We start from the raw sequence: 21,099 nt of genomic DNA, 5'->3' as shown, positions 1-21,099 counted from the left end.
GAGGGGCCCGCGCGCACTGGGGCGTCAGCCGCAGTGGACGTTGTAACTGACCCGGACGTAGTTCGAGGCTGCGGCACCGCCGTAGTCGACGCAGGTGTCCACGGCCTTCACGTAAACGGGGCCCGCGTAATACTTGAAGGTGCCGTAGTCCGTCTCGCTGTCCTTCCACACGGTGTCGGTTCTGTGGATCCGCAGCCGGGCGTCCAGGACCATCGGCGTGCCCGGGGTGTCACTGACGGTGACGACGCAGTTCTTGCCGGTGGCGCGGCTGTAGGTGATGAAGGTGTTGCCTTCGCCGACGTCCTTGGAGCCGATCACGCTGTAGCCGGAGCCGCAGGCGCCGTTGTACGAGGCGGCCGAGGCGGTGCCTGTGGCCGCGACGGTTCCGGCGACGGTCAGGCCGAGGACGGCTCCGACCGAGCCGAGTCGCTTGAAATTAAGCATGGTTGAGTCTCCATCAGGTTCGGGTTGCGGGTCCGAGGGCTGTTGCAGGGTCAGCCGCAGTGGAAGTAGCCGTTCGGCGGGACGTGGTCCTGGATGATGTTGTTGCCGCTCTTGTTCCACACGTCGGTCTCGACGGCTATGCAGCGGCCCTTCCCCTTGAAGGTCCAGCTCGCGTAGTACAGGTAGGAGCCGTCGTCCCCCTTGACGTACCCGTCCTTGTCCGTCCAGGCCTTCACGGCGATGCGGGTCTTGACGCCGTAATACGAGCCGCGCTTCACGGCCGCGACGCAGTTGTTCGTCCCGTCCCAGAACAGGTAGGTCGTGGCGTACGTCGTGCCGTTGTAGGTGTTGTTCCAGCTGTCGATCTGGGAGCCGTTGCACCCGTATGTGGCAGCGCTGGCGGCCGGGGCGGTGGCGAGTGAGTAGCCGGCGATTCCCGACAGCATGAGCGCCATCGAGGTCGTGATCCTGGCTGCCTTGCTTGTGAACCTGCGCTTCAACTTCGCTCCAGTGAAAGGGGGGTGGCCGACAGAGGCGGACAACGGTCCTGATACTGACATGAGTTGATCAATCTCGCACATGAATTGCTTTGCGGAAGAACTGCTTTGACATGCTTTCATCACTCGTGATCAACTAGGCGCTGATTGTGCGCCGCCCGACCAGCGGCCTTTGTGCACCAGGGGCGGGTTTGCCGACCTCCCGCACGTATCCCGGTTCTCGACAGCCGCGGCAGATCCGCCGCGGCTTCCACAGTCATGCCATCAAGGGGGCAGCAATGCGTTTCGGTAAGAGGAATCTCGCACGAGCGGGTGTGGTGGCCGGAGGGATCGGCCTGTCGCTGGTCGCCACCATGGGTGGCGCCCAGGCCTACACGGCCGACGGGAAGGACCCGTCGGCCGCGGGCTGCGGCGCTGACGCCAGGACGGTGCACTCCGCGACGGTCAAGAACTCCAACATCACCTGGGGCACCATCGAGCTGCGCTACAGCCTGAAGTGTCACACCGCCTGGGCCAGATTCACGCTCGACCACACCCAGTACGCCTGTGGCAACGCCGCCGCGGGGGAAGACTGCGAGCGCGCGTACATCGTCCGCAACAACGACGGCCGCAAGTACAGCTGCACCATCACCAAGGGGCAGAAGCAGTGCTACACGCCGATGGTCTACGACAAGGGGCTGACGTCGTACGCCGCGGCGTCCGCGGACTCCTCGGCGGGCGGCACGGCCTACGTGCGGACCGCTTCCTACTGATGCCGGGAAAGCGCCACCCTCAAGGGTGATCAGGCCTGGCCGGGGGCTCGCCGTGGCTTGACGGCGAGCCCCCGTGGTCGTTGCCGACTACCAGCGGTAGGGCGCGTACACGTCCATGCAGGGGCTGCTGTCCGACCCGTTGATGGCGTCGGCGTTGTCGGGGATGTCCCCGGCCTTCGGTGTCGACTGCTTGGGGTAGGCCGTCCCCGAACGCCAGTCGGTGCCCACGACAAGGGTGACCCCGGAGACATCGGTGGTCCGCTTCACCGAACTCATCGGAATTCCCAGCGACTTGGCGACCCGCTGGGCGTCGCCCTCCATGTCCGCACTGGGGTAGCGGACGACCGTCTTGTCCACACTGAGCGGCGCCGAGGGGTCCGCCACCGCCTGCGTGAAACCCTTGCCGACGAGCTGCTGGGCGATCACGCCGGCCCGCTGGGGCACCGCGGCCTTCGTGCTGGTCTTTGTGCCGTTCTGCACCTGTACGGCGATCTTGTCGTCGGCCGCCGCCGGGTCCTTGGAGGTCTTCTCCTCGGTCGTCGCCTTCTTCGTGTCCGCGTCCGTGCCGTTGGCGTCGAACGGCACGTCGTCGCGGAGCATCGTCCACACCTTCTCGGCGTCGGCACCGGCCGGCACCACGTGGTTGGCGTCCTGCGGGTCCTGGACGTTCGGCATCGTCGTCATGGTGATGCGGTTCGTCGGCACCGTCTTGAGCTGCATGCCGAGGTCGTACAGCTTCTTGACCGTACCGATCTCCTCGGAGACCTTCAGCGACCTCGTGGCCGCCTCGGCCAGGTCCATCAGATGGCCGGTGTCGGTGAAGACGTTCTGATCCTTCAGGGTGCGGATCATCGAGTTCAGGTACATGTGCTGAGCCCTGGCCCGTAGGAGGTCGCTGCCCCAGGCGTGGCGCGTGCGCAGCCACTGAAGCGCCTGCTTGCCCTTGACCTGCTTCGTGCCGGCCTTCATCTTCAGGCCGGAACCCCCGCGGTCCCATACGTTCTGCTTCACACAGACGTCGACCCCGCCGATGGCGTCCGCCATGCTCACCACGCCCGCGAAGTCGATCGTCATCCAGTGGTCGATGTAGACCCCGGTGAGGTTCTGCCAGGTGGCCAGCGTGCAACCGGCTCCGCCGCGGGCCAGCGACTCGTTGATGATGGTGTTGGTCGCCGGATAGGTCTTGCCGGTCTCCGGGTCCGTGCACTGGGGGATGTCGACCCGGGTGTCGCGCGGGATACTCACCACCGCGGCGCTCTTGCGGTCGGCAGACAGGTGGATGAGCATCTGCACGTCGCCCAGCGGCGGGTTGCCGCGGTTGTCCCTGCTGCCGCCCAGCGCCACATTCTCGTCGGAGTTACGGCTGTCGGAGCCGATCAGCAGGATGTTCAGCGGTGTCTGCCCGGCCGCGTTGGGCGCCGTCTTCTGCGCCTTCGAGTCGCCGCTGCTGCGCTCGCCCTTCTCGATGTTGCCGTTCAGGTGCCGGTAGTACAGGTATCCGGCACCGGCGGTCCCCAGTATCACCACCGCCAGAACAGTCGCCGACCAGCGAAGCGCCCGCCGTCTGCGGCGAGGGGGGCCGGTTTCATGCCCTGGCCGGCGCCGCCTGCCACCAGCGTGCCGGCCTGCTTCGGCCGATGTGTCCCGGTCCTGCGGTGTGAGGGACATCGTGTCCTCGGCCGCGGGCACTTCTCCCTGCACACTGCTGTGTCCCAACTCCCCGCCCTTTCCCCACCCTTGCCTGACAAGGCCACGCTCGCGTCCGGACCTCCCGGTCCGGCGCGGAGCGAACCCTTTCAGGCCACCCTGTCCGACATCGGCCTGCTACCTGTCAGACCCTTTTGGGCCGAACCGGGTTGGCCATGCGTCGGCAAAAACCGCGCTTGACACGGCCATGTACTGCCTTCCACGACGCACCGTCGACGTCGGGCCGACGTGCAGTCGACACAGCGGTGTCCCTAGTCAGACCAACGTGCGCCCCGCGCGGTTGCGTTCCCGTCCGGACAACCCCGTATCCGATTCCGGTCGGTCACCCTGCTCCCGGCAGGGGCGGCCCGGCAAGGGAGGGGCTGTCGCTCGACTCGTAAGGCGCGCGACAGCCCCTCGGATCACTCGCTTCGCCGATTCAGCTGGCGCACTGGGCCTTGTCCGCCGTGGACCTCGGCACATTCGGAGTGGCTGCGGCAGAAGAGTTCATCTTCACCCCGGCGCCCTTGAAGTCCTCTCCCAGCGTGAGTGTCATCGTCGGCAGTCCCTGGGCATTGGTGACGCTCTTCCCCGGCTTCATCATGGACCCGCTCAGGCCCATGATGTCGGCCAGCCTGCGTGCCTGGTCCGCCTGCTCGGGCGCGTACTCGAGCGTTGTCTTGGCTTGCGTGGCGTCAGCGTTGCCCGCGTTCTCGGACTTGGTGACGCCCGCCTCCGTCTGGAGCCAGGTCAGCTGTGCCTGGGCGCTGCCGCCCGGGGCGCCGCCGTTGAGGATCTGCACGCGAACCTCCGAGGCGTCGGCCTTCTCTCCCTTGAGGCGGGCGGCGATCGCAGCCTTTTCCTTCGCCTCCTTCTTCTTCACCTCGGTGAAGGAGGTGTCGTTCTTGATCATCTGGAAGACCTGAGGTGCACTCGACTCGTCGACGACCACGGTCGCCTTGACCTTCTCGGCCGGGTTGTCGCGCACGGGCACCGTCAGGAACGTGATGTTCTTCGTCGGTACCTGCTTCAGCTGCAGGGCCACGTCCTTGAGCGTGCTGACCTTGCCGATGCCGGTGTCCACGGTCAGCGCCTTGGTGGCGGCCTCGGCGAGGTTCACCAGTTTCTTGGGATTGGTCAGGGTGTCGCTGGAGGACATCTTGCGCATGAGCGAGCCCAGGAACTGCTGCTGCACCTTGATGCGGTCCAGGTCGCCCTGGTTGCCCCAGCTGTGCCGGGTACGGAGGAACGCCAGCGCCTGCTCACCCTCGATCTTGGACTCGCCCGCGGGCAGCCGAAGCTTCGACTCCTTGTCGTTGACGGCCTTCTCCACGCAGACCGTGACCCCGTCCACCGCCGTGGTCAGCGTCTTCACCGCGTTGAAGTCCGCCATCATGAAATGGTCCGGCTGGATGCCGGTGGCTTCCTTCACGGTGCGCATGGTGCAGCCCGCGTCCCGGCCGTTCTCGCCGAGGCTGCGATTGAAGCGGACGCCCTGCAGCCCCGGGATGATCTTCTCGCTGCCGTCCTCCTGAATCGTCGGGCAGTCGGGGATGTCCACGATCAGGTCGCGGGGGATGCTGAGCGCGGTGGCGTTCGTGCGGTCCTTGGAGACGTGCAGCAGGATCGTGGTGTCGGCGTGCCCCACGCTGCCCTTGTCGCCGTAGCCCTCGTTACCCGCACCGGTGCGCTTGTCGGTGCCGATGATCAGGATGTTGAAGGCCTCATCCTTGCTGAAGCCGTCCTTGCCCGCGCTGCCGACGTCCGTCGTCGTGACGTTGCCCTCGAGGTGCCTGAGGTAGAGATAGCCGGCCGTGCCGACCGCGACGAGGACGAACGCCATGGTGCCGCCGGTCCACATAAAGGCCTTCTTGGCCTTCGATTTCTTCTTGGCCGGCCGTCGCCCCCGTCGCCCCGGCAGGGGCTCGTCGGGCGCGGCACGTCGTCGGCGCTGTGGCGGGACCTCGCGACCGGGGGCCTCGGGGGCGCGACGGCGCGGTGAGGCCGTTCTGGTGTGCACGGCATCACGGGCGCCACGGTCCGCGGCCCTGCGCTGCCCCGGAACCGATGACTGCGGTGCGGAATTGCTCAGTCGCAGTTCGTATTCACCGGTGTTCGGATTGAGCACCCACTGGTCTGCGGGATCGATGTCATCCGCCCGCCCACGGCCTTGCGCGTCCACGGTTGTCTGAATCCTCCGTCGGGGCCACGCGGCGCCTTCCCCCTCCAAGGCGCTCGGGTCTCTCGGTCAAACAGTGCGCAAGCCTAACTACGGCAGGGAGCACCAGATCGCTCACACTATCCGCCCAGTTCAGCGTCGAGCGAGGACGGTGACAAATTCCACGTCCCTACAACTGGGCAATCCGTCCCATTTCTTTGAGGTCGGGTTCACGGCGGGGCGACGACTTGGTGAGCGCTTTACCCACAGGGGTTCTCGGCGGCGGTGCTGCCGCGGAAGGTGGGTGCCGGGGGAGTGGGGCCGGAAGGCTCGTCCGGACGGGAGAGATGGCGTGGTGACCCCGGGTGCATTTCGGGCGAATCCGTGACTTCCACCGGGGTGTCGGTGCGCAGTCGCTCGAAGAGGCGCTCGGCTTCCGGCTCCACGAGTTGGTCGCGATTGGAGTTGTAGAGGTACGACTCCCTCGGAACCGTGAGGAATTGCACGCGTTCGGTGGGGATGTCGCGCACTCCGCGCGCAAGTTCGTACAAACCACGCAAGCTGGCCAGGGCCGGGTCGGTGGTGAGAGACGATGTGGCGGCGTCCAGGACGGGGTAGAGCCTGACCGGATTGAGCAGTACGTCATTGCTCTGCACCTTGTGCACGAGTGCGGCCAGGAAGCGCTGCTGGCGTTCCATGCGGTCGGTGTCGCTGCCGTTGCCGAGGGATTTGCGGGCGCGGACGTAGCCGAGGGCCTGCTCGCCGTTGAGGGTCACTTTTCCGGCCGGGAGTCTGAGCTTGGCGGCCTTGTCGGCGATGGGTTTCCGCAGGCAGATCTCGACGCCGTCGAGGGCGTCGACCATCTCCTTGAAGCCGTGGAAGTCGATGACGACGTGGTGGTCCACGCGGATGTTCGTCAGCCGCTCCACGGTGCGGATGGTGCAGGCCGAACCGCCCACCTGGAAGGCGTAGTTGAACATCGCGAACACAGGGTCGCTGCGGGTGCCGCCGGGGCGGCGGCAGCCGGGGACGTCGACCATGAGGTCGCGGGGTATCGAGACGGCGGTGGCGCCGCGGCGGTCGGCCGAGAGGTGCAGCAGGATGGTGGTGTCGGAGCGCTCGGTCCCGGAGTCGCGGCCGTAGCGGCGGTTCTTGCTGCCGGCGCGCGAGTCCGAGCCGATGACGAGGATGTTCTGCGCGCCGCGGACCAGTGAGGTGGGGCGTTCCTTCTCGTACCGGGCGAGTTCGGCTGCGGCGGCCTCGTCCGGGGTGATGTTGGAGTCGAGCTTGGCGTAGACGGCCCAGCCGACCCCGCCGGCGACGAGCACCAGGATCCCGACCCCCAGGGCTCCCCGCCGAACCCATCGCCGGCGCGCACGTACGGTGTCGGTCACGGCTGGGTCCACCCCTCAGTGCGTGCTGCGTGTGGTGTGGGCTGCTGTTACGACCATGGCTTGGGTGGGGGGTGGGTGGGGGGTGGTGATGGGCCGAATGGGTGGTGGGGGGCGCTCCGCCCAAGCTGCGGGCAGTCGTGCCGCTGGGGCGGCGCCCGTCCCAAAGAAAGGCGGCACCCCGTCGCGCCGGGCTGCGCACCCACCCCCGCCCAGCCCTCAGGCCGGGTGCGGCGTCACCGCGCCGTCGTCGTCACCCGCTCCGCATCGATGCGCTTGGCCAGCGCCTCATCCGTCAGCGCCTCGAGGTGCCGGCACAGCACCACCGAGCCACCGGTCGCGAGCGCCGCGTACAGGCCGGCGTTGAGGCCGTGCCAGGTGTCGTACGGCAGGGCGGAGAGGATCCTTGAACCCGGGCCCGTGAGGCCGAGCGCCGGTGCCTCCGCTCGGGCGCGTTCGACGAGCTCGGCGGCGCTGAACTCCCGGCCGGCCACGATCAGCGCCGGATCCTCGGGGTCGACCGGCGCGTACGGTGCGAAGCTGTCGCCCTGGCTGGGCACCTCCACCGCGTAGTCGGCGAAGCCGGGCGGGGGTTGCGGGAAACGGCCCCCCAGCGGGCGTAGGGCCAAGGCGACCCGCTCACCCCGGCAGGCCCGCGCGGCCTCCAGCCCCTCCGGCCCGCTGACGACCACGTCCGCCGTCGCCGGATCGCCGCCCACGTCCGCGATCGTGCCCACCGAGGAGCACGCCAGCAGCCATACCGCCGTCTGCCAGTGCGCGGGCAGCAGCAGCGTGACCCGGTCACCCGGCCCGGCCCCGAGGTCGCCCTGGAGCAGATTCGCGGTCTTGGCCACCCAATTGGCGAAGGTGGCCACGGACAATTCGACGCGTTCCCCGGTGGCGTCGTCGTAGAAGGTCACCAGGGGACGTCCGGCATCCGCGGCAAGCGCGGAACGCAGCAGGTCGGCAGGGGTGCGATCGGTGGCATTCACCCGCGCAAGGGTACGCGCAGGCCTGGCCGCGCACCCCCCTGCGGGCCGCGAGGGCGCCACCGGTTCGGCGGAGCCGTGGGCCGACACGGCGTCAGTTTCCCAATGGACAGATTTGTGTGACTATGTCCAATATCGGGAGCATGCGTGGATTCCTTGCTTCTTCAATCGGTGTCACGTGCGCGGCCGCTCTCCTCCTCCCGCTCACCCCGACCGCCGTCGCGGCGCCCGGAGCGGAAGCCGCCGCAGGCCGGGGGACGGTGGCCGGGTCGGCGGTGCGGCGCGCGGACAACGAGGCCTACGTCCCCGGCAGTACCCAGTCGCTGCCTCTCGTCCCCCTCACCCGTGACCGTGTCGCCGGCGCACCCACCGAACTGGGGCTGCCCCGCCGGGACGTAGGTCACTTCTCCCTCGTCGGCGTCGTCTGGGACGACCCGGCCACCGAACTGCACGGCCGTGTCCAGGTCCGCACCCGCGCGGTCGACACTGGCACCTGGTCCGACTGGCAGGACGTCGAGACGCACAACTCCGAACACGCGGCCGACCCGGACACCTCCGAAGGCGGCTCCGGCGGGGCACGCGGCGCCACGGCACCCTTGTGGGTCGGCGAGTCGGACGGCGTGGAGGTGCGGGTCACGGCCCACCGAGCCGAACCGCGGCCCGAGGAAGGCGAAAGCGCGGAGGACGGTGACGACTCGGCGGTGCACCCTCACGCCATCACTCCGCTGCCCGCCGACCTCCACGTCGAACTCGTCGACCCCGGCGACCCCGCCCCCGTGCAGGGCGACCCCGGCTCCGGTACGGGCGGACTGAACCCCGGGACCAGCGGGGCGGCCGGAACCGGCGGCATCGCCGTGTCCGCCGATGCCCTCGCCGCCTCCGCCGCCAACGCCGAACTCACCTCCCTGGGCGCCGCCGAGATCCCCGCGCTCGGCCGCATCGAGACCGAACGGGAACTGCTGGCCCTGCGCGGCAGCGAGCTGACGGCGGAGCAGCGGGCCAAGCCGTACATCGGGCCGCGGCCGCGCATCGTCACACGGCGCGGCTGGGGCGCCAACGAGAGCTGGCGGGAGCGGCGGTTCGGCTACACGAAGAAGGTGAAGGCGGCCTTCGTGCACCACACGGCGACCGGAAAGTACCGGTGCAAGCAGGCCCCCTCGCTCATTCGCGGTATCTACCGCTACCACGTCAAGAGCATGCGCTGGCGCGACATCGGCTACAACTTCGTCGTCGACAAGTGCGGAAACATCTACGAGGGGCGCGCGGGGGGAGTGGCCCGGCCGGTCATGGGTGCCCACACACTCGGTTTCAACTCCAACAGCATGGGGATCGCCGTTCTCGGCAGCTACGACACCAAGAAGCCGACCCGCAGGGCGGTGAAGGCCATCGCCCGGCTCACGGCCTGGAAGCTGGGGCTCCACGGTGCCAATCCGCGCGGAAAGACATACCTGAAGTCCGGAGGTGGCAATCTCTACCGAAAGGGAAAGAAGGTACGACTGAACGTGATCTCCGGCCATCGGGACGGGTACTCCACGGCGTGCCCCGGATGGCAGCTCTACCGCAAGCTCGGCTCGGCGCGCTCCGCGGCGGCCCGCTACCAGGGACGTTGACGACGGTCTGCATAAACTGGCCGGCCGAAAGACAGTTCGGCCGGTCCCGGCAGGAAGCAGAGACGACAGGTGACAGAAGCGATCCTCCTGGTCGGCGGCAAGGGCACTCGGCTGCGCCCGCTCACCGTGCACACGCCGAAGCCCATGGTCCCGGCGGCCGGGGTGCCGTTCCTCACGCACCAGTTGGCGAGAGCGAGAGCGGCGGGGGTCGAGCACATCGTGCTCGCGACGTCGTACCTGGCCGAGGTCTTCGAGCCGTACTTCGGCGACGGGTCGGCGCTGGGCCTCCATCTGGAGTACGTCACGGAGGAGGAGCCCCTCGGCACGGGCGGCGCGATCCGCAACGTGGCATCGCGTCTCCACTCCGCGCCGGACGACCCGGTGCTGATCTTCAACGGCGACATCCTGACGGGGCTGGACATCAGGGCGCTGGTCCGCACCCACGAGACGACGGGCGCGGACGTCTCCCTCCACCTCACCAAGGTGACGGACCCGAGGGCGTACGGCCTGGTCCCCACCGACGACACGGGCCGGGTGACGGCGTTCCTGGAGAAGCCGCAGACTCCCGAGGAGATCGTCACCGACCAGATCAACGCGGGCGCGTACGTCTTCCGCCGCTCGATCATCGACACGATCCCGGCGGGCCGTCCCGTGTCGGTGGAGCGCGAGACCTTTCCGGACCTCCTGTCGGCCGGGGCGCACCTGCAGGGCATGGTCGACTCGACGTACTGGCTCGACCTGGGCACACCGGCGGCCTTCGTCCGGGGCTCGGCCGACCTGGTCCTGGGCCGGGCCCCGTCCCCCGCGGTGCCCGGCCGGTGCGGCGACCGCCTGATCCTCCCCACGGCCCAGGTGGCACCGGACGCCAAGCTGACCGGTGGCACGGTGGTGGGAGAGGGCGCGTTCGTGGCCGAGGGCGCCCGGGTCTTCGGCAGCACGATCCTGCCCGGCGCCGTGATCGAGCCCGGCGCCGTCATCACCGACTCCCTGATCGGCAGCCGCGCCCGCGTGGGCGAACGCTCGATCCTCACCGGCACGGTCATCGGCGACGGCGCGGTGATCGGCGCGGACAACGAGCTCAAGGAGGGGGCACGGGTGTGGTGCGATGCCCGGATACCGGCCGGGGCGGTGAGATTCTCGCCGGATCTCTGAGCGGCGGCGGATGGCCGGCCCGGCGGGGGCACGCGTGCCGTATCGTCGACGGCCGGTACACGGTCCGGGGCTGCACACCGCGCCTACCGGTAAGCGCGGCGAGACCGGTCAGCCCTCGGTGGACGTCACAACCGCCCGATATCCCCCCGAGGCATCCGCGGCGCCCGCCGCGCCGGCACCCGCCCACTCAACAGAATCAACCGAGCCGCCCGGTGCCGCTGCCCCGCATACGGCTCCAGCAACTCCAGCATCACGGAGTCATCCGCATCCCGATCCCCCGCAAGCGCGAACCCCACAATCCCCGGCAGATGCAGATCCCCCACCGTCACCGCATCCGCCGCCCCATGACTACGCTGCACAACCTCCGCAGACGTCCACGGCCCGATCCCCGGTACGACCTCCAACCGAGCCTGCGCCTCAGCCGGAGGCATCCGCACCGCCTCCTCCATCCGCGCAGCGACCCGCACCGCCCGCAGAATCGTCGACGCCCGCTTGTTGTCGACCCCGGCCCGATGCCACTCCCAGGACGGAATCAGCGCCCAGGTCCGCGCATCCGGCATCACACACATCCGCCCCGGCGCGGGCCCCGGCGCCGGCTCGCCGTACTTCCGTACCAGCAACCGCCACGCCCGATACGCCTCATCGGTCGTGACCTTCTGCTCCAGCACCGACGGAATCAACGACTCCATCACCAGCCCGGTCCGCGTCAGCCGGAGCCCCGGCCGCCGATGCCGAGCCATCGCCACCACCCGATGCCGAGGCACGAACACGGACGGATCGTCGGCGGCCCCGAGCAGCTCGGGCAACCGCTCCAGCAGCCACTCGGAACCCGGCCCCCACGCCTCACCCCGCACCTCAGCCCCGCGCGCACTGACCCGCAGCGTCCCCGGCCCGGCAGGCGTGAGACAGGCCCGCCACACCGACCCGTCCGGCATCGCCCGGAACGTCGGATCCCCCGGCCCACGCCGCAGCGGCCCGAGCACCAGCCCGAGATCGAGCGGCCCCTCCGGCACCCACGTACGCACCCGCCCGGGCGCCGCGGCCTGCCGCGGTATCCCCGCGGGCACGGCGACATGCCCACCGCGCACGGTCGTACGCGTGGGCCGCGGAGCGAAACGTCCTGCCACGGTTGAGTCCTAGGGGGCTGGGAGGCTACGAGCGTAAGCACCTGGCGAGCGCGCCCGCAGGGGTGGATGTCGCCGCAGGTGGTGCTCTACGAGCGTAGGCGCCGCACGGCACGGATCAGCGCATCTCGATGAAAGCCCCCGCATCCCGCTCCGGCCGCGGCCGTGGCTGCTGAGCCGGATGACCGACCGCCACCGCCCCCATCGGATCCCAGTCCTGCGGCAGCCCGAGTACCTCGCGCACCACATCCCGGCAGAACATCGTCGACGACACCCACGCCGAGCCCAGTCGCTCCCCGGCCAGCGCGACCAGGAAGTTCTGCACCCCGGCCCCGGCGGCGACGACGAACATCTCCCGCTCGGCCCCGTCCCGCCGCGCATCGCCGTAGGTGTGCGAGCCGTCCATGACCAGGCAGGGCACCACGAGGTACGGCGCGTGGCGCAGCACATCCCCGCGCCGCACCCGCCTCGCGATCGACTCCTCGCTCTTGCCGTCCCGGCGCAGATCGGCGATCCAGGCCTCGCGCATCGCGTCGAGCAGCCGCGTCCGCGACTGCGCCGATTCCAGCAGCACGAACCGCCACGGCGTCGTGTGGTGCGGCGCCGGCGCCGTGACCGCCGCCGCGACCGCTCTTCGTACGGCCCCGGAGTCGACGGGCTCGTCCGTGAACGCCCGGACCGTACGGCGCTGGGTCACCGCCTCCCGTACCGCCTCCGACGTGCCCAGCCGGAACATGTCGTCACGCGCGCCGCGCACCAACGTCCGCGCCCCCTCCCCGTGGTCCTCGGTCACCGTGTGCGCCAGGCCGCGCACGACGGCGACGGGCAGCCCGGTGGCCTTGCCCTTGACCAGGTCTCCGGCGGCGGCGAGTTCGTCCGCCGTCGCCACGACGGTCGCGCTGAGCGGATTGCCGTACGCGTCCGTGCCCCCGCGCAGATCATCCAGTACGCGGACACCGGCGGCGCCGATCGCGACATCGGTGAGCCCGGAGCGCCAAGGGCGTCCGAAGGTGTCGGTGACGACGACGCCGACCTCGACGCCGAGGGCGTCGCGCAGGCCGTCGCGGATCGCCCGCGCGGACGCGTCCGGGTCCTCGGGCAGCAACAGCACGGTCCCGGCGGGGGTGTTGGAGGCGTCGACCCCGGCGGCGGCCATCACCAGGCCCTGCCGGTTCTCGACGATGCGCAGGGCGCCGCGGCGCGCCACGACCCGTACCGTCTCCGCGTCGATCGCGGCCTCCCGGTCCGTCGCCTCGACGATCCGCCCCTCCGCCTTGGAGACGATCTTCGAGGTGACCAGGAGCACGTCCCCGTCGGCGAGAGCGGGTTCGGCGGCGGCGATCAGTTTGGCGAGGTCGTCGCCCTGCCGGACCTCGGGCATCCCGGAGACGGCCCAGACCCGGTAGCCGTCGGCACGGATCTCGCTCAAACTCCCCGCACCTCCTTCGCCAGCGCCAGCGCCTCGCGGGCCATCTGCGCGGCGGCGTCGATGTCGGTCATCATCAGCGGTACGGCCCGGCAGCGGATCCCGGCCGCCTCGACGCGCTCCACGGTGCCCGCGTCCACGGTGTCCACGAGCCAGCCGTCGAGGAGCCCGGAGCCGTAGTGCTCGGCGACCGCCGCGGCCGTCGACTCCACGCCGACCGCCGCGAGCACCTTGTCGGCCATCCCGCGCACGGGCGCGTCCCCGACGATGGGGGACAGGCCCACGACCGGCACGCCCGCGTCGGCGATCGCCTCGCGGATGCCGGGCACGGCGAGGATCGTGCCGACCGAGACGACCGGGTTGGACGGCGGGAAGAGGATGACGTCCGCCTCGGAGATCGCCTCCAGGACACCCGGCGCCGGCTTCGCCTGCTCGGCCCCGACCGGCACGATCGCCTCCGCCGGCACCGAGGCCCGCAGCCGTACCCAGTACTCCTGGAAGTGCACGGCCCTGCGCTCGCCGTCCACCTCGACCGCGACATGGGTCTCCACACGGTCGTCCGTCATGGGGATCAGGCGGACGCCAGGCTTCCAGCGGTCGCACAGCGCCTCCGTCACCGCGCTGAGCGGATAGCCGGCGCCGATCATCTGCGTCCGCACGATGTGCGTGGCGAAGTCCCGGTCGCCGAGCCCGAACCACTCCGGTCCCACGCCGTACGCCGCGAGTTCCTCCTTGAGGTGGAAGGTCTCCTCGGCCCGGCCCCAGCCCTGCTCCTCGTTGATGCCGCCGCCCAGCGTGTACATCACCGTGTCGAGGTCCGGGCAGACCTTCAGCCCGAAGAGGTGGATGTCGTCCCCGGTGTTGCCGATGACCGTGATGTCCGCGTCCGGCACGGCCCGCTTCAGACCACGCAGGAACCGGGCACCGCCGATGCCGCCTGCCAGAACCACAATGCGCATGGGAGTAAGTCTTGCAGGCGGATACGACAACGGGTCAGGCAGTCACCGGACGCGGTTGCGTGTGCGCCTCGCACGCCGAGGCCGTGTGCATCGGCATCTGTGTCAGGCCCGGGTAGTACACGTGCAGACTCACCGCGGGCTCCAGCGCGTCGTTGACGACTTCGTGGGCGTACCCCGGCGCGAACACCCGCTGAGCGCCCGCCGCCAACGCGCGCATGCCGCGCTCGGTGTGCTCGGTCAGCGTGCCGTCCAGGACGGTCAGCACGCCGGAGGAGGGGCCGTGGTCGTGCAGTCCGCTGCCCTGGCCGGGGACCCAGGACAGCAGCCACACCTCGTAGCCGGGCCCGGTGCGCAGCCGGTGGTACCAGCGGGTGGTGGCGTCGTACTGGACGAGGTGCTCCCACTGGGAGCGGTCGGCGGCGATGGCGCGGGCCAGGCCGGCGAACTCGGCGACGGTGGCCGGGTGCTCGCGCGGTGTCTGGAGGAGGTGGGGGACTTCGAGGATGTCGCCGGCGATCTGCAGGTCGCTGTCGCTGTTCATGGGTGGGGTGGTTCCTCAGTGAAAGAAGGTCAGAGGGAACTGAAGCCGAGGAGACGGGCGACTCGGCCTGGCTGGAGCGGGTGGGGCTCAACAGCCGGGACAGCAACAGCTACAGCGAGCGCGGGCAGCACCGTGGGACCCGGCGGTGCGGGTCGAGGTGAGTGCCGAGTTCGCGAGCATGCCCACAAGGACATCGGTTCGCACCTTGACTGTCAACTCGGCGCCCGCCTTGTGGGACGTGTTTCACCTCATCCGGTTCATCTCTATGGCGAAAGGTTTGTTCATGGGGCAGGCGGGACACATGGCGCACAACCGGGCGCACGAGCGTCGTTGTGATCCTGTGATCCGACTGTGATCCGGTTCGCATCCGCGCGTGTGTGCAACGAGATCGAACTTCTGGGCGTCCTTGTCCGTACAGGCTCTGCGCGGGGGTGGCGCCCCTCCTGGGTCTCGTCTGCTTGTCAAGGTTTAGGCCGATTTGAACACTTTCCGCTAGGCCTTGGTTCCGCAGAGTGAATAAGGGGCTCAATAGCAGATCTCGGCTTGACTCGCCCGGAGCAGCACACTTGTAATTTCACTCGTGTCGTTCAGCCGAAATCGGTAACGGCTACATCACGGGGACGCGAAAGACAGACGAGGGGCGCACATGACCGAGCTGGTGCAGCAACTGCTGGTCGACGACGCGGACGAGGAACTCGGCTGGCAGGAGCGCGCGCTGTGCGCCCAGACCGACCCCGAGTCCTTCTTCCCCGAGAAGGGCGGCTCCACCCGCGAGGCCAAGAAGGTCTGCCTCGCCTGTGAGGTCCGCTCCGAGTGCCTCGAATACGCCCTCGCCAACGACGAGCGCTTCGGCATCTGGGGCGGCCTGTCCGAACGCGAGCGCCGCCGGCTGAAGAAGGCGGCCGTCTGACCGCAGCGCCGGGCGCCGCGGTCGGCACCCGAGCAATGCGCACGTACATACGTCTCGAACAGGTCTCGAACGGCCCGTCGCAGGTGGGTTATCCACAGGCGGCGGGCCGCCGTGATGCCCAGCCGATAGTGTGGTCGCTCGTCCGAGACGCCCCGCTGCCCCCTCGGGGCACAGGCGTCCACCGCAGTCCATCGAACCGGGGCCCGTACCTCGATGTCCGTGCACAGCCACACGGCAGCCCACGACCACTTCGCTGCCACAGCAGTGTTTGACCCGACCCGCCCGCCCGAGTTCCCACGTCATGTGGTGACGGCGGTGCTCGTCTCCCACGACGGCGCCCGCTGGCTGCCCGACGTGCTCGCCGGGCTGCTCGGCCAGGAGCGCCCCGTCCAGTTCGCCGTCGCCGCCGACACCGGCAGCGCGGACCACTCCGCGCAACTGGTCACCGACGCCCTCGGCGCCGACCGGGTCCTGCACCTCGCCCGGCGCACCGGATTCGGCCAGGCCGTCGAGGAGGCCAACCGCACCGCCCCCGTCCTCACCCCGGACGAGCTGACGTATCTGAAGCGGCCCAGCGGCTGGGACCCGGTCACGCGCACGTGGCGCGACGACGCCTACGACATGCCCGAACTCCCCCACGGGGAGCCGGTCCAATGGCTGTGGCTGCTGCACGACGACTGCGCCCCCGACCCCGACGCCCTGGCCCAGCTGCTGCGCGTCGTGGACAACGAGCTGGAGCTGGGCCGCGACGACGTGGCCGTCGTGGGCCCCAAGCTGCGCGGCTGGTACGACCGCCGCCAGCTCCTCGAGGTCGGCGTCACCATCGCCAACTCCGGCCGCCGCTGGACCGGCCTCGACCGCCGCGAACAGGACCAGGGCCAGCACGACCACGTGCGGTCCGTGCTGTCCGTGTCCACCGCCGGCATGCTGATCCGGCGCGACGTCTTCGAAGAACTCGGCGGCTTCGACCGGCGACTGCCCCTGATGCGGGACGACGTCGACCTGTGCTGGCGCGCCACGGCCGCCGGCCACCGCGTCCTCGTCGCCCCCGAGGCCGTCGTACGACACGCCGAGGCGTCCTCCCGCGAGCGCCGCACCGTCGACTGCGTGGGCCGCACCGCCGCCTCCCCGCACAAGGTCGACAAGGCCGGCGCCGTCTACACCCTGCTCGTCAACACCCGTACCGCCGCGCTGCCCTGGGTGCTGCTGCGCCTCGTGCTCGGCACCGTCCTGCGGACACTCGCCTACCTCGTGGGCAAGGTCCCCGGCCAGGCCCTCGACGAGATCCGCGGCCTCATGGGCACCCTGCTGCGCCCGGAGCGGATCATCGCCGGGCGGCGCAGGCGCGGGCGCCCCGTCATCGACAAGGGGGAACTGCGGGCGCTGTTCCCGCCGCCCGGCGCGACCGTGCGGGCCACCGTCGAACAGGTCGCGAGCAACCTCGTCGGCCGCTCCGACCCCGAGGCCGCCGCCGGCGCGGGACGGCACGGCGGCGCGGTCGAGTCCGGACCCGGCGGCGACGACGCCGACTTCCTGGAGATAGAACAGTTCGCGCGTCTGAAGCGCATCGCCCGCAACCCCGGCCCGATGCTCTTCCTGGGGCTGCTGTTCGTCGCGCTGATCGCGTGCCGCCAGCTCCTCGGCGGCGGCGCCCTCGCGGGCGGCGCGCTGCTGCCCGCCCCCGCCGAAGCCGGCGAGCTGTGGTCCCGCTACCTGGATGTCTGGCACCCGGTGGGCGCCGGCGGCACCTCGTCCGCGCCGCCGTACCTCGCGATCGTGGCGATGCTCGCCGGCGTACTGCTCGGCTCGACCGGGCTCGCGGTCACCGTCCTGCTGGTCTGCTCGGTACCGCTGGCCGGATTCACCGCCTACTTCGCCTCCCGCCCGCTCGTGGAGTCGCGCCTGCTGCGCGCGTGGGCCGCCGTCGTCTACGCCTTCCTGCCCGCCGCCACCGGTGCCCTCGCCGGCGGCCGCATCGGCACCGCCGTACTCGCCGTCCTGCTGCCGCTCATCGCGCGCGCGGGCATTGCCGCCAGCGGCCTGGCGAACAGCGCGGGCGTGCGGGGTAGCTGGCGCGCGACCTGGGCGTACGCCCTGCTGCTGACGATCGTCACGGCCTTCACGCCGATCGTGTGGCCGATCGCGCTGATCCTCGGCATCGGGCTGCTCGTGGTGCGGCGCACCGACATCACCGCGTACGGCCTGCGCTTCCTGGCCCAGCTCGGCGCGCCCCTGCTGGTCCTCGCGCCCTGGTCGCTGTCCCTGCTGCCCTTCGGCTTCTTCCGGGAGGCCGGCCTGGAGTACGGCGCCTCGACCGCGTCCGCCCTGGACCTGCTCGGCGCCAGCCCCGGCGGGCCCGGCACCGTCAGCGGACTGATGCTCATCGGCGTCGTGCTGGCCGCGCTCGCCGCCCTGCTGCGCTCCGAGCGTCAGTCGGGCATCCGCACGGCCTGGGCGGTCGCCCTGCTGGGCTTCGTCTTCGCCGTCCTGTCCAACAGCTCCGCCTGGGCCGGCCCCGCGACCCTCGTCTACGGCATCGCCCTCCTGGCCGCCGCCCTGCTCGGCGCCGACGGGGCACGCTCGAGGGTCGCCGAGCAGAGCTTCGGCTGGCGCCAGCCGGTCGCCGCGCTGATCGCCTTCTCCGCCGCCGCGGGCCCGCTGCTGGTCGCCGCCGGCTGGATGATCCGCGGCGCCGACGGGCCGCTGGAGCGCCGCGACCCCGTGCAGGTGCCCGCGTTCGTCGCCGAGGAGAGCGGCACCCGCGACCAGGCCCGCACCCTCGTCCTCGACAGCGACTCCTCGGCCCACGTCCGCTACATGCTGGTCCGTGGCTCCGGGGTGCGGATGGGCGACGGTGAACTCGCCGTGGCCGACGGGGAGAACGCCAGGCTCGACAAGATCGTCGCCAACCTCGTCGCCGGCTCCGGCGCCGACCAGGCGGACCAGCTCGACGCGTTCGCGGTGCGTTACGTCCTCATCCACAAGGGTGCGCCGCGCGAGGTCGCGCGCGTCCTGGACGCCACGCCCGGGCTGTCGCGGCTGAGCGAGCAGAACGGCAGTGCGCTGTGGCGGCTCGACCGGGAGGTCTCGCGGGCGGCCATCGTCGCCGGGGGCGATGCCGATGCCGATGCCGGCGAGCCCCAGCCGGTCGCCGCCGGGCCCGTGGAGATCCACACCACGATCCCGGCCGGCTCCGACGGGCGGGTGCTGCGGCTCGCCGACAGTGCCGACGACGGGTGGACGGCGACCCTGGACGGCAAGGCGCTCACCCCGACCACCGTCGACGGCTGGGCGCAGGGCTTCGAACTGCCCGCCGAGGGCGGCAGATTGGACGTCACCCACGACGACCCGATCGGGCACACCGCCTGGCTGTGGACGCAGGGCTTCCTCGCGCTCGTGCTCGTCGTGATGGCGCTGCCGGGGCGCCGGCGCGACGTCGACGACGACCTGCCCGAGGAGGAGCTCGTGCCGGCCGAGGCCATGGCGGGCGACGGGCGGCGGGCCCGCCGGCTGCGCGCTCAGGCCGAGGCCGAGCCCGAGTCCGAGCCCGAAGAGGGCGGTCAGGGCGGTCAGGGCGGGGACTTCCCGCCTCCTCCTTCGCAGGCGCCGTCCGCCGGGATTCCCCAGCAGACGCCCTATGGAGAGTGGGACACGCCCGGCTACACAGGGGCCGACTACGGGGGTTACGGCGGGGGCGAGCAGTACCAGGGTGGCCGGCAGTATCCGGTCAGCGCCGCCTACGACCAGGCGTATCAGGCGGATCCGTATCAGGGCGGGCAGTACGACCCGTACGCGTACGGCGGGCAGTCACAGGCGGGGGCGCCGGGGGCACCGGGGGCGTACGACTCCTCGTACGACCAGACGTACCAGCAGGGTTACGACCAGGGTTACGACGGCACGTACGACCCGGCGCAGCAGCATCCGCACGGCAGTGAGCGTTCCGACGGGAGCCAGCAGTGAACCGCACCACCCTGTCCCTGATCGCCGGCGCCGGCGCCCTCGCCGTCATCACCGGGCTCGCGACGCTGACCTCGCCGGACGCGTCCGGTGCGGACACCGCGAAGGTGGCCACGGAGTTGCCGGTGGAGCGTTCGAGTCTGGTGTGTCCGGCGCCGAGCATCTCGGACCTCGCCGAGACGACGTACACCTCGTTCACGCCGGTCACCAAGGGGACGGGGAGTGACGGGAAGGCGGTGCTGCTGCCCGGGGAGGGCAAGGGGGGCAAGGCCGGGAAGGGCGGTAAGGCCGGGAAGCCTGTTGTGGAGGTGAAGGAGCCGGGGACGCCGGCCACCGGGGACGCCTCCGGGGCCGACTCGCCGGCGCTGATCGGGACCGCCGACGGGAAGTTCGCGCCCGGGTGGGCCGTGCAGGAGACGACCGAGGTCGCGGCGGGCACGGGGCGTGGGCTCCAGGGGGTCAACTGCACCACGCCGGACACGGAGTTCTGGTTCCCGGGGGCCAGTACGGCTGCCGATCGGACCGACTACGTGCACCTGACGAATCCTGATGACTCGGCGGCCGTCGTGGACATCGAGCTGTACGGCAAGGACGGAGCACTGGAGACCACGGTGGGGGAGGGGATCACGGTTCAGCCGCACTCCGGAGAGCCGATACTCCTGTCCACGCTCACCGGTGAGAAGCAGGACAACGTGACCGTGCATGTGAGTGTGCGCAGCGGTCGGGTGGGTGCGTCGGTGCAGGCGCTGGACGACAAGCTGGGCGGCGACTGGCTGGCGGCGTCGGCCGATCCCGCGGGGAGCCTGGTGCTGCCCGGTGTGCCGAAGGACGCCACGTCTGTGCGGCTGGTCGCGTTCGCGCCGGGGGAGTCGGATGCGGATCTGAAGGTGCGGCTCGCTTCGCCGTCCGGGCTGATCACGCCTGCCGGGAATGAGACGTTGCACGTCAAGGCCGGGATGACGAGTGCGGTGGATCTCGGGGACGTGATGCAGGGTGAGGCCGGGTCGTTCGTGCTGACGCCCACGGATCAGTCCGTGCCGGTGGTCGCGGCGTTGCGGGTGGTGCGGGGGAAGGGCGCCAAGCAGGAGACGGCGTTCATTCCCGCTGCTCGGGCTGTCGGCGCGCGCGCGACGGTGGCGGACAACCGGGAGAAGGGCACGACGCTGTCCGTGACGGCGCCGTTCCGTGCGGCGGAGGTCAAGGTGACGGCGTCGGCGGGGAGCGAGGGCGGTACGGCGGCGTCGAAGACGTACACGATCAAGTCCGGCACCACCGAGGATGTCGAGGTGCCGGTGCCGAGCGGTCTGAAGGGCACGTACGCGCTGACGGTGGAGACGGTGTCGGGCGGGCCGGTGTACGCGTCCCGGACGCTGGCGGTGACGCAGGACGGGGTGTCCGGGTTCACGGTGCAGACGTTGCCGGACGATCGGGGCATGGTGGCTGTGCCCGAGGCGGATGAGGATCTGTCGGTGTTGCAGAAGTAGTGCTGCTGGGTGGGGGTGC

At 70.5% G+C, this 21,099-nt stretch carries 16 protein-coding genes; 6 read left to right on the top strand and 10 right to left on the bottom strand.

The features are described from left to right. Positions 1 to 24 precede the first annotated feature (24 nt). Positions 25 to 444, bottom strand: coding sequence for a spore-associated protein A (locus ACP4J3_RS38530; RefSeq protein ID WP_426540987.1), 420 nt, complete (start codon positions 442 to 444; stop codon positions 25 to 27). Between the two features lie 50 nt (positions 445 to 494). Then, positions 495 to 899: a hypothetical protein gene (locus ACP4J3_RS38525; protein ID WP_426540986.1), complete on the bottom strand. Its 405-nt coding sequence runs from the start codon at positions 897 to 899 to the stop codon at positions 495 to 497. Between the two features lie 320 nt (positions 900 to 1,219). Between ACP4J3_RS38525 and ACP4J3_RS38520 the strand changes: the two genes are divergently transcribed. After that, positions 1,220 to 1,693 carry a DUF2690 domain-containing protein gene (locus ACP4J3_RS38520; protein ID WP_426540985.1) on the top strand — a complete coding sequence of 158 codons (474 nt, stop codon included), beginning with the start codon at positions 1,220 to 1,222 and terminating at the stop codon, positions 1,691 to 1,693. Between the two features lie 87 nt (positions 1,694 to 1,780). Here the strand turns inward: ACP4J3_RS38520 and ACP4J3_RS38515 are convergent, their stop codons facing one another. The 4 genes from ACP4J3_RS38515 to ACP4J3_RS38500 form a co-directional block, all read right to left on the bottom strand. After that, the gene (locus tag ACP4J3_RS38515) at positions 1,781 to 3,361 is read right to left on the bottom strand and encodes an LCP family protein (protein WP_426541053.1); all 1,581 of its coding nucleotides are present in this window, start codon (positions 3,359 to 3,361) and stop codon (positions 1,781 to 1,783) included. Between the two features lie 457 nt (positions 3,362 to 3,818). Beyond that, the gene (locus ACP4J3_RS38510) at positions 3,819 to 5,561 is read right to left on the bottom strand and encodes an LCP family protein (protein WP_426540984.1); all 1,743 of its coding nucleotides are present in this window, start codon (positions 5,559 to 5,561) and stop codon (positions 3,819 to 3,821) included. A 236-nt stretch (positions 5,562 to 5,797) separates the two neighbouring features. Next, entirely contained in the window at positions 5,798 to 6,931 is a 1,134-nt protein-coding gene (locus ACP4J3_RS38505) for an LCP family protein (RefSeq protein WP_426540983.1), read from the bottom strand. A gap of 233 nt (positions 6,932 to 7,164) precedes the next feature. Then, a complete protein-coding gene (locus tag ACP4J3_RS38500) occupies positions 7,165 to 7,920 on the bottom strand; it encodes a TIGR03089 family protein (RefSeq protein WP_426540982.1) in 756 nt (251 codons plus the stop codon). A 140-nt stretch (positions 7,921 to 8,060) separates the two neighbouring features. Here ACP4J3_RS38500 and ACP4J3_RS38495 point away from each other — a divergent pair, with 140 nt between their 5' ends. Together ACP4J3_RS38495 and ACP4J3_RS38490 are read left to right on the top strand one after the other, a co-directional pair. Beyond that, positions 8,061 to 9,527, top strand: a complete 1,467-nt coding sequence (locus ACP4J3_RS38495; RefSeq protein ID WP_426540981.1) for a peptidoglycan recognition protein family protein — start codon at positions 8,061 to 8,063, stop codon at positions 9,525 to 9,527. Positions 9,528 to 9,596: 69 nt separating this feature from the next. Beyond that, positions 9,597 to 10,679 (top strand): sugar phosphate nucleotidyltransferase, encoded by a 1,083-nt coding sequence (locus ACP4J3_RS38490; protein ID WP_426540980.1) that lies wholly within the window; start codon positions 9,597 to 9,599, stop codon positions 10,677 to 10,679. 125 nt (positions 10,680 to 10,804) lie between these two features. On the opposite strand, the gene ACP4J3_RS38485 is transcribed toward ACP4J3_RS38490, so the two are convergent. The 4 genes from ACP4J3_RS38485 to ACP4J3_RS38470 form a co-directional block, all read right to left on the bottom strand. Next, on the bottom strand, positions 10,805 to 11,806 hold the full coding sequence (locus ACP4J3_RS38485) for a DNA-3-methyladenine glycosylase family protein (protein WP_426540979.1): 1,002 nt from the start codon (positions 11,804 to 11,806) through the stop codon (positions 10,805 to 10,807). A gap of 115 nt (positions 11,807 to 11,921) precedes the next feature. Beyond that, positions 11,922 to 13,232, bottom strand: a complete 1,311-nt coding sequence (locus tag ACP4J3_RS38480; RefSeq protein ID WP_426540978.1) for a coenzyme F420-0:L-glutamate ligase — start codon at positions 13,230 to 13,232, stop codon at positions 11,922 to 11,924. Further along, positions 13,229 to 14,188: a 2-phospho-L-lactate transferase gene (gene cofD, locus ACP4J3_RS38475; protein WP_426540977.1), complete on the bottom strand. Its 960-nt coding sequence runs from the start codon at positions 14,186 to 14,188 to the stop codon at positions 13,229 to 13,231. The genes ACP4J3_RS38480 and cofD overlap by 4 nt, the downstream gene beginning before the upstream one ends. A gap of 34 nt (positions 14,189 to 14,222) precedes the next feature. Further along, positions 14,223 to 14,729: a cysteine dioxygenase gene (locus ACP4J3_RS38470; protein WP_426540976.1), complete on the bottom strand. Its 507-nt coding sequence runs from the start codon at positions 14,727 to 14,729 to the stop codon at positions 14,223 to 14,225. 646 nt (positions 14,730 to 15,375) lie between these two features. Here ACP4J3_RS38470 and ACP4J3_RS38465 point away from each other — a divergent pair. The 3 genes from ACP4J3_RS38465 (at position 15,376) to ACP4J3_RS38455 (ending at position 21,080) form a co-directional block, all read left to right on the top strand. Then, positions 15,376 to 15,639 (top strand): WhiB family transcriptional regulator, encoded by a 264-nt coding sequence (locus ACP4J3_RS38465; RefSeq protein ID WP_003975777.1) that lies wholly within the window; start codon positions 15,376 to 15,378, stop codon positions 15,637 to 15,639. Between the two features lie 213 nt (positions 15,640 to 15,852). Then, entirely contained in the window at positions 15,853 to 19,599 is a 3,747-nt protein-coding gene (locus tag ACP4J3_RS38460; RefSeq protein WP_426540975.1) for a glycosyltransferase, read from the top strand. Further along, the gene (locus ACP4J3_RS38455) at positions 19,596 to 21,080 is read left to right on the top strand and encodes a DUF5719 family protein (RefSeq protein WP_426540974.1); all 1,485 of its coding nucleotides are present in this window, start codon (positions 19,596 to 19,598) and stop codon (positions 21,078 to 21,080) included. The genes ACP4J3_RS38460 and ACP4J3_RS38455 overlap by 4 nt, the downstream gene beginning before the upstream one ends. Positions 21,081 to 21,099 lie beyond the last annotated feature (19 nt).

Source organism: Streptomyces sp. UG1 (genome assembly GCF_049974585.1).
In the GTDB taxonomy this organism is placed as follows: Bacteria; Actinomycetota; Actinomycetes; order Streptomycetales; family Streptomycetaceae; genus Streptomyces.
The sequence above is the reverse complement of the archived record's forward strand: the minus strand, read 5'-3'. Positions and strand labels throughout refer to the sequence as shown.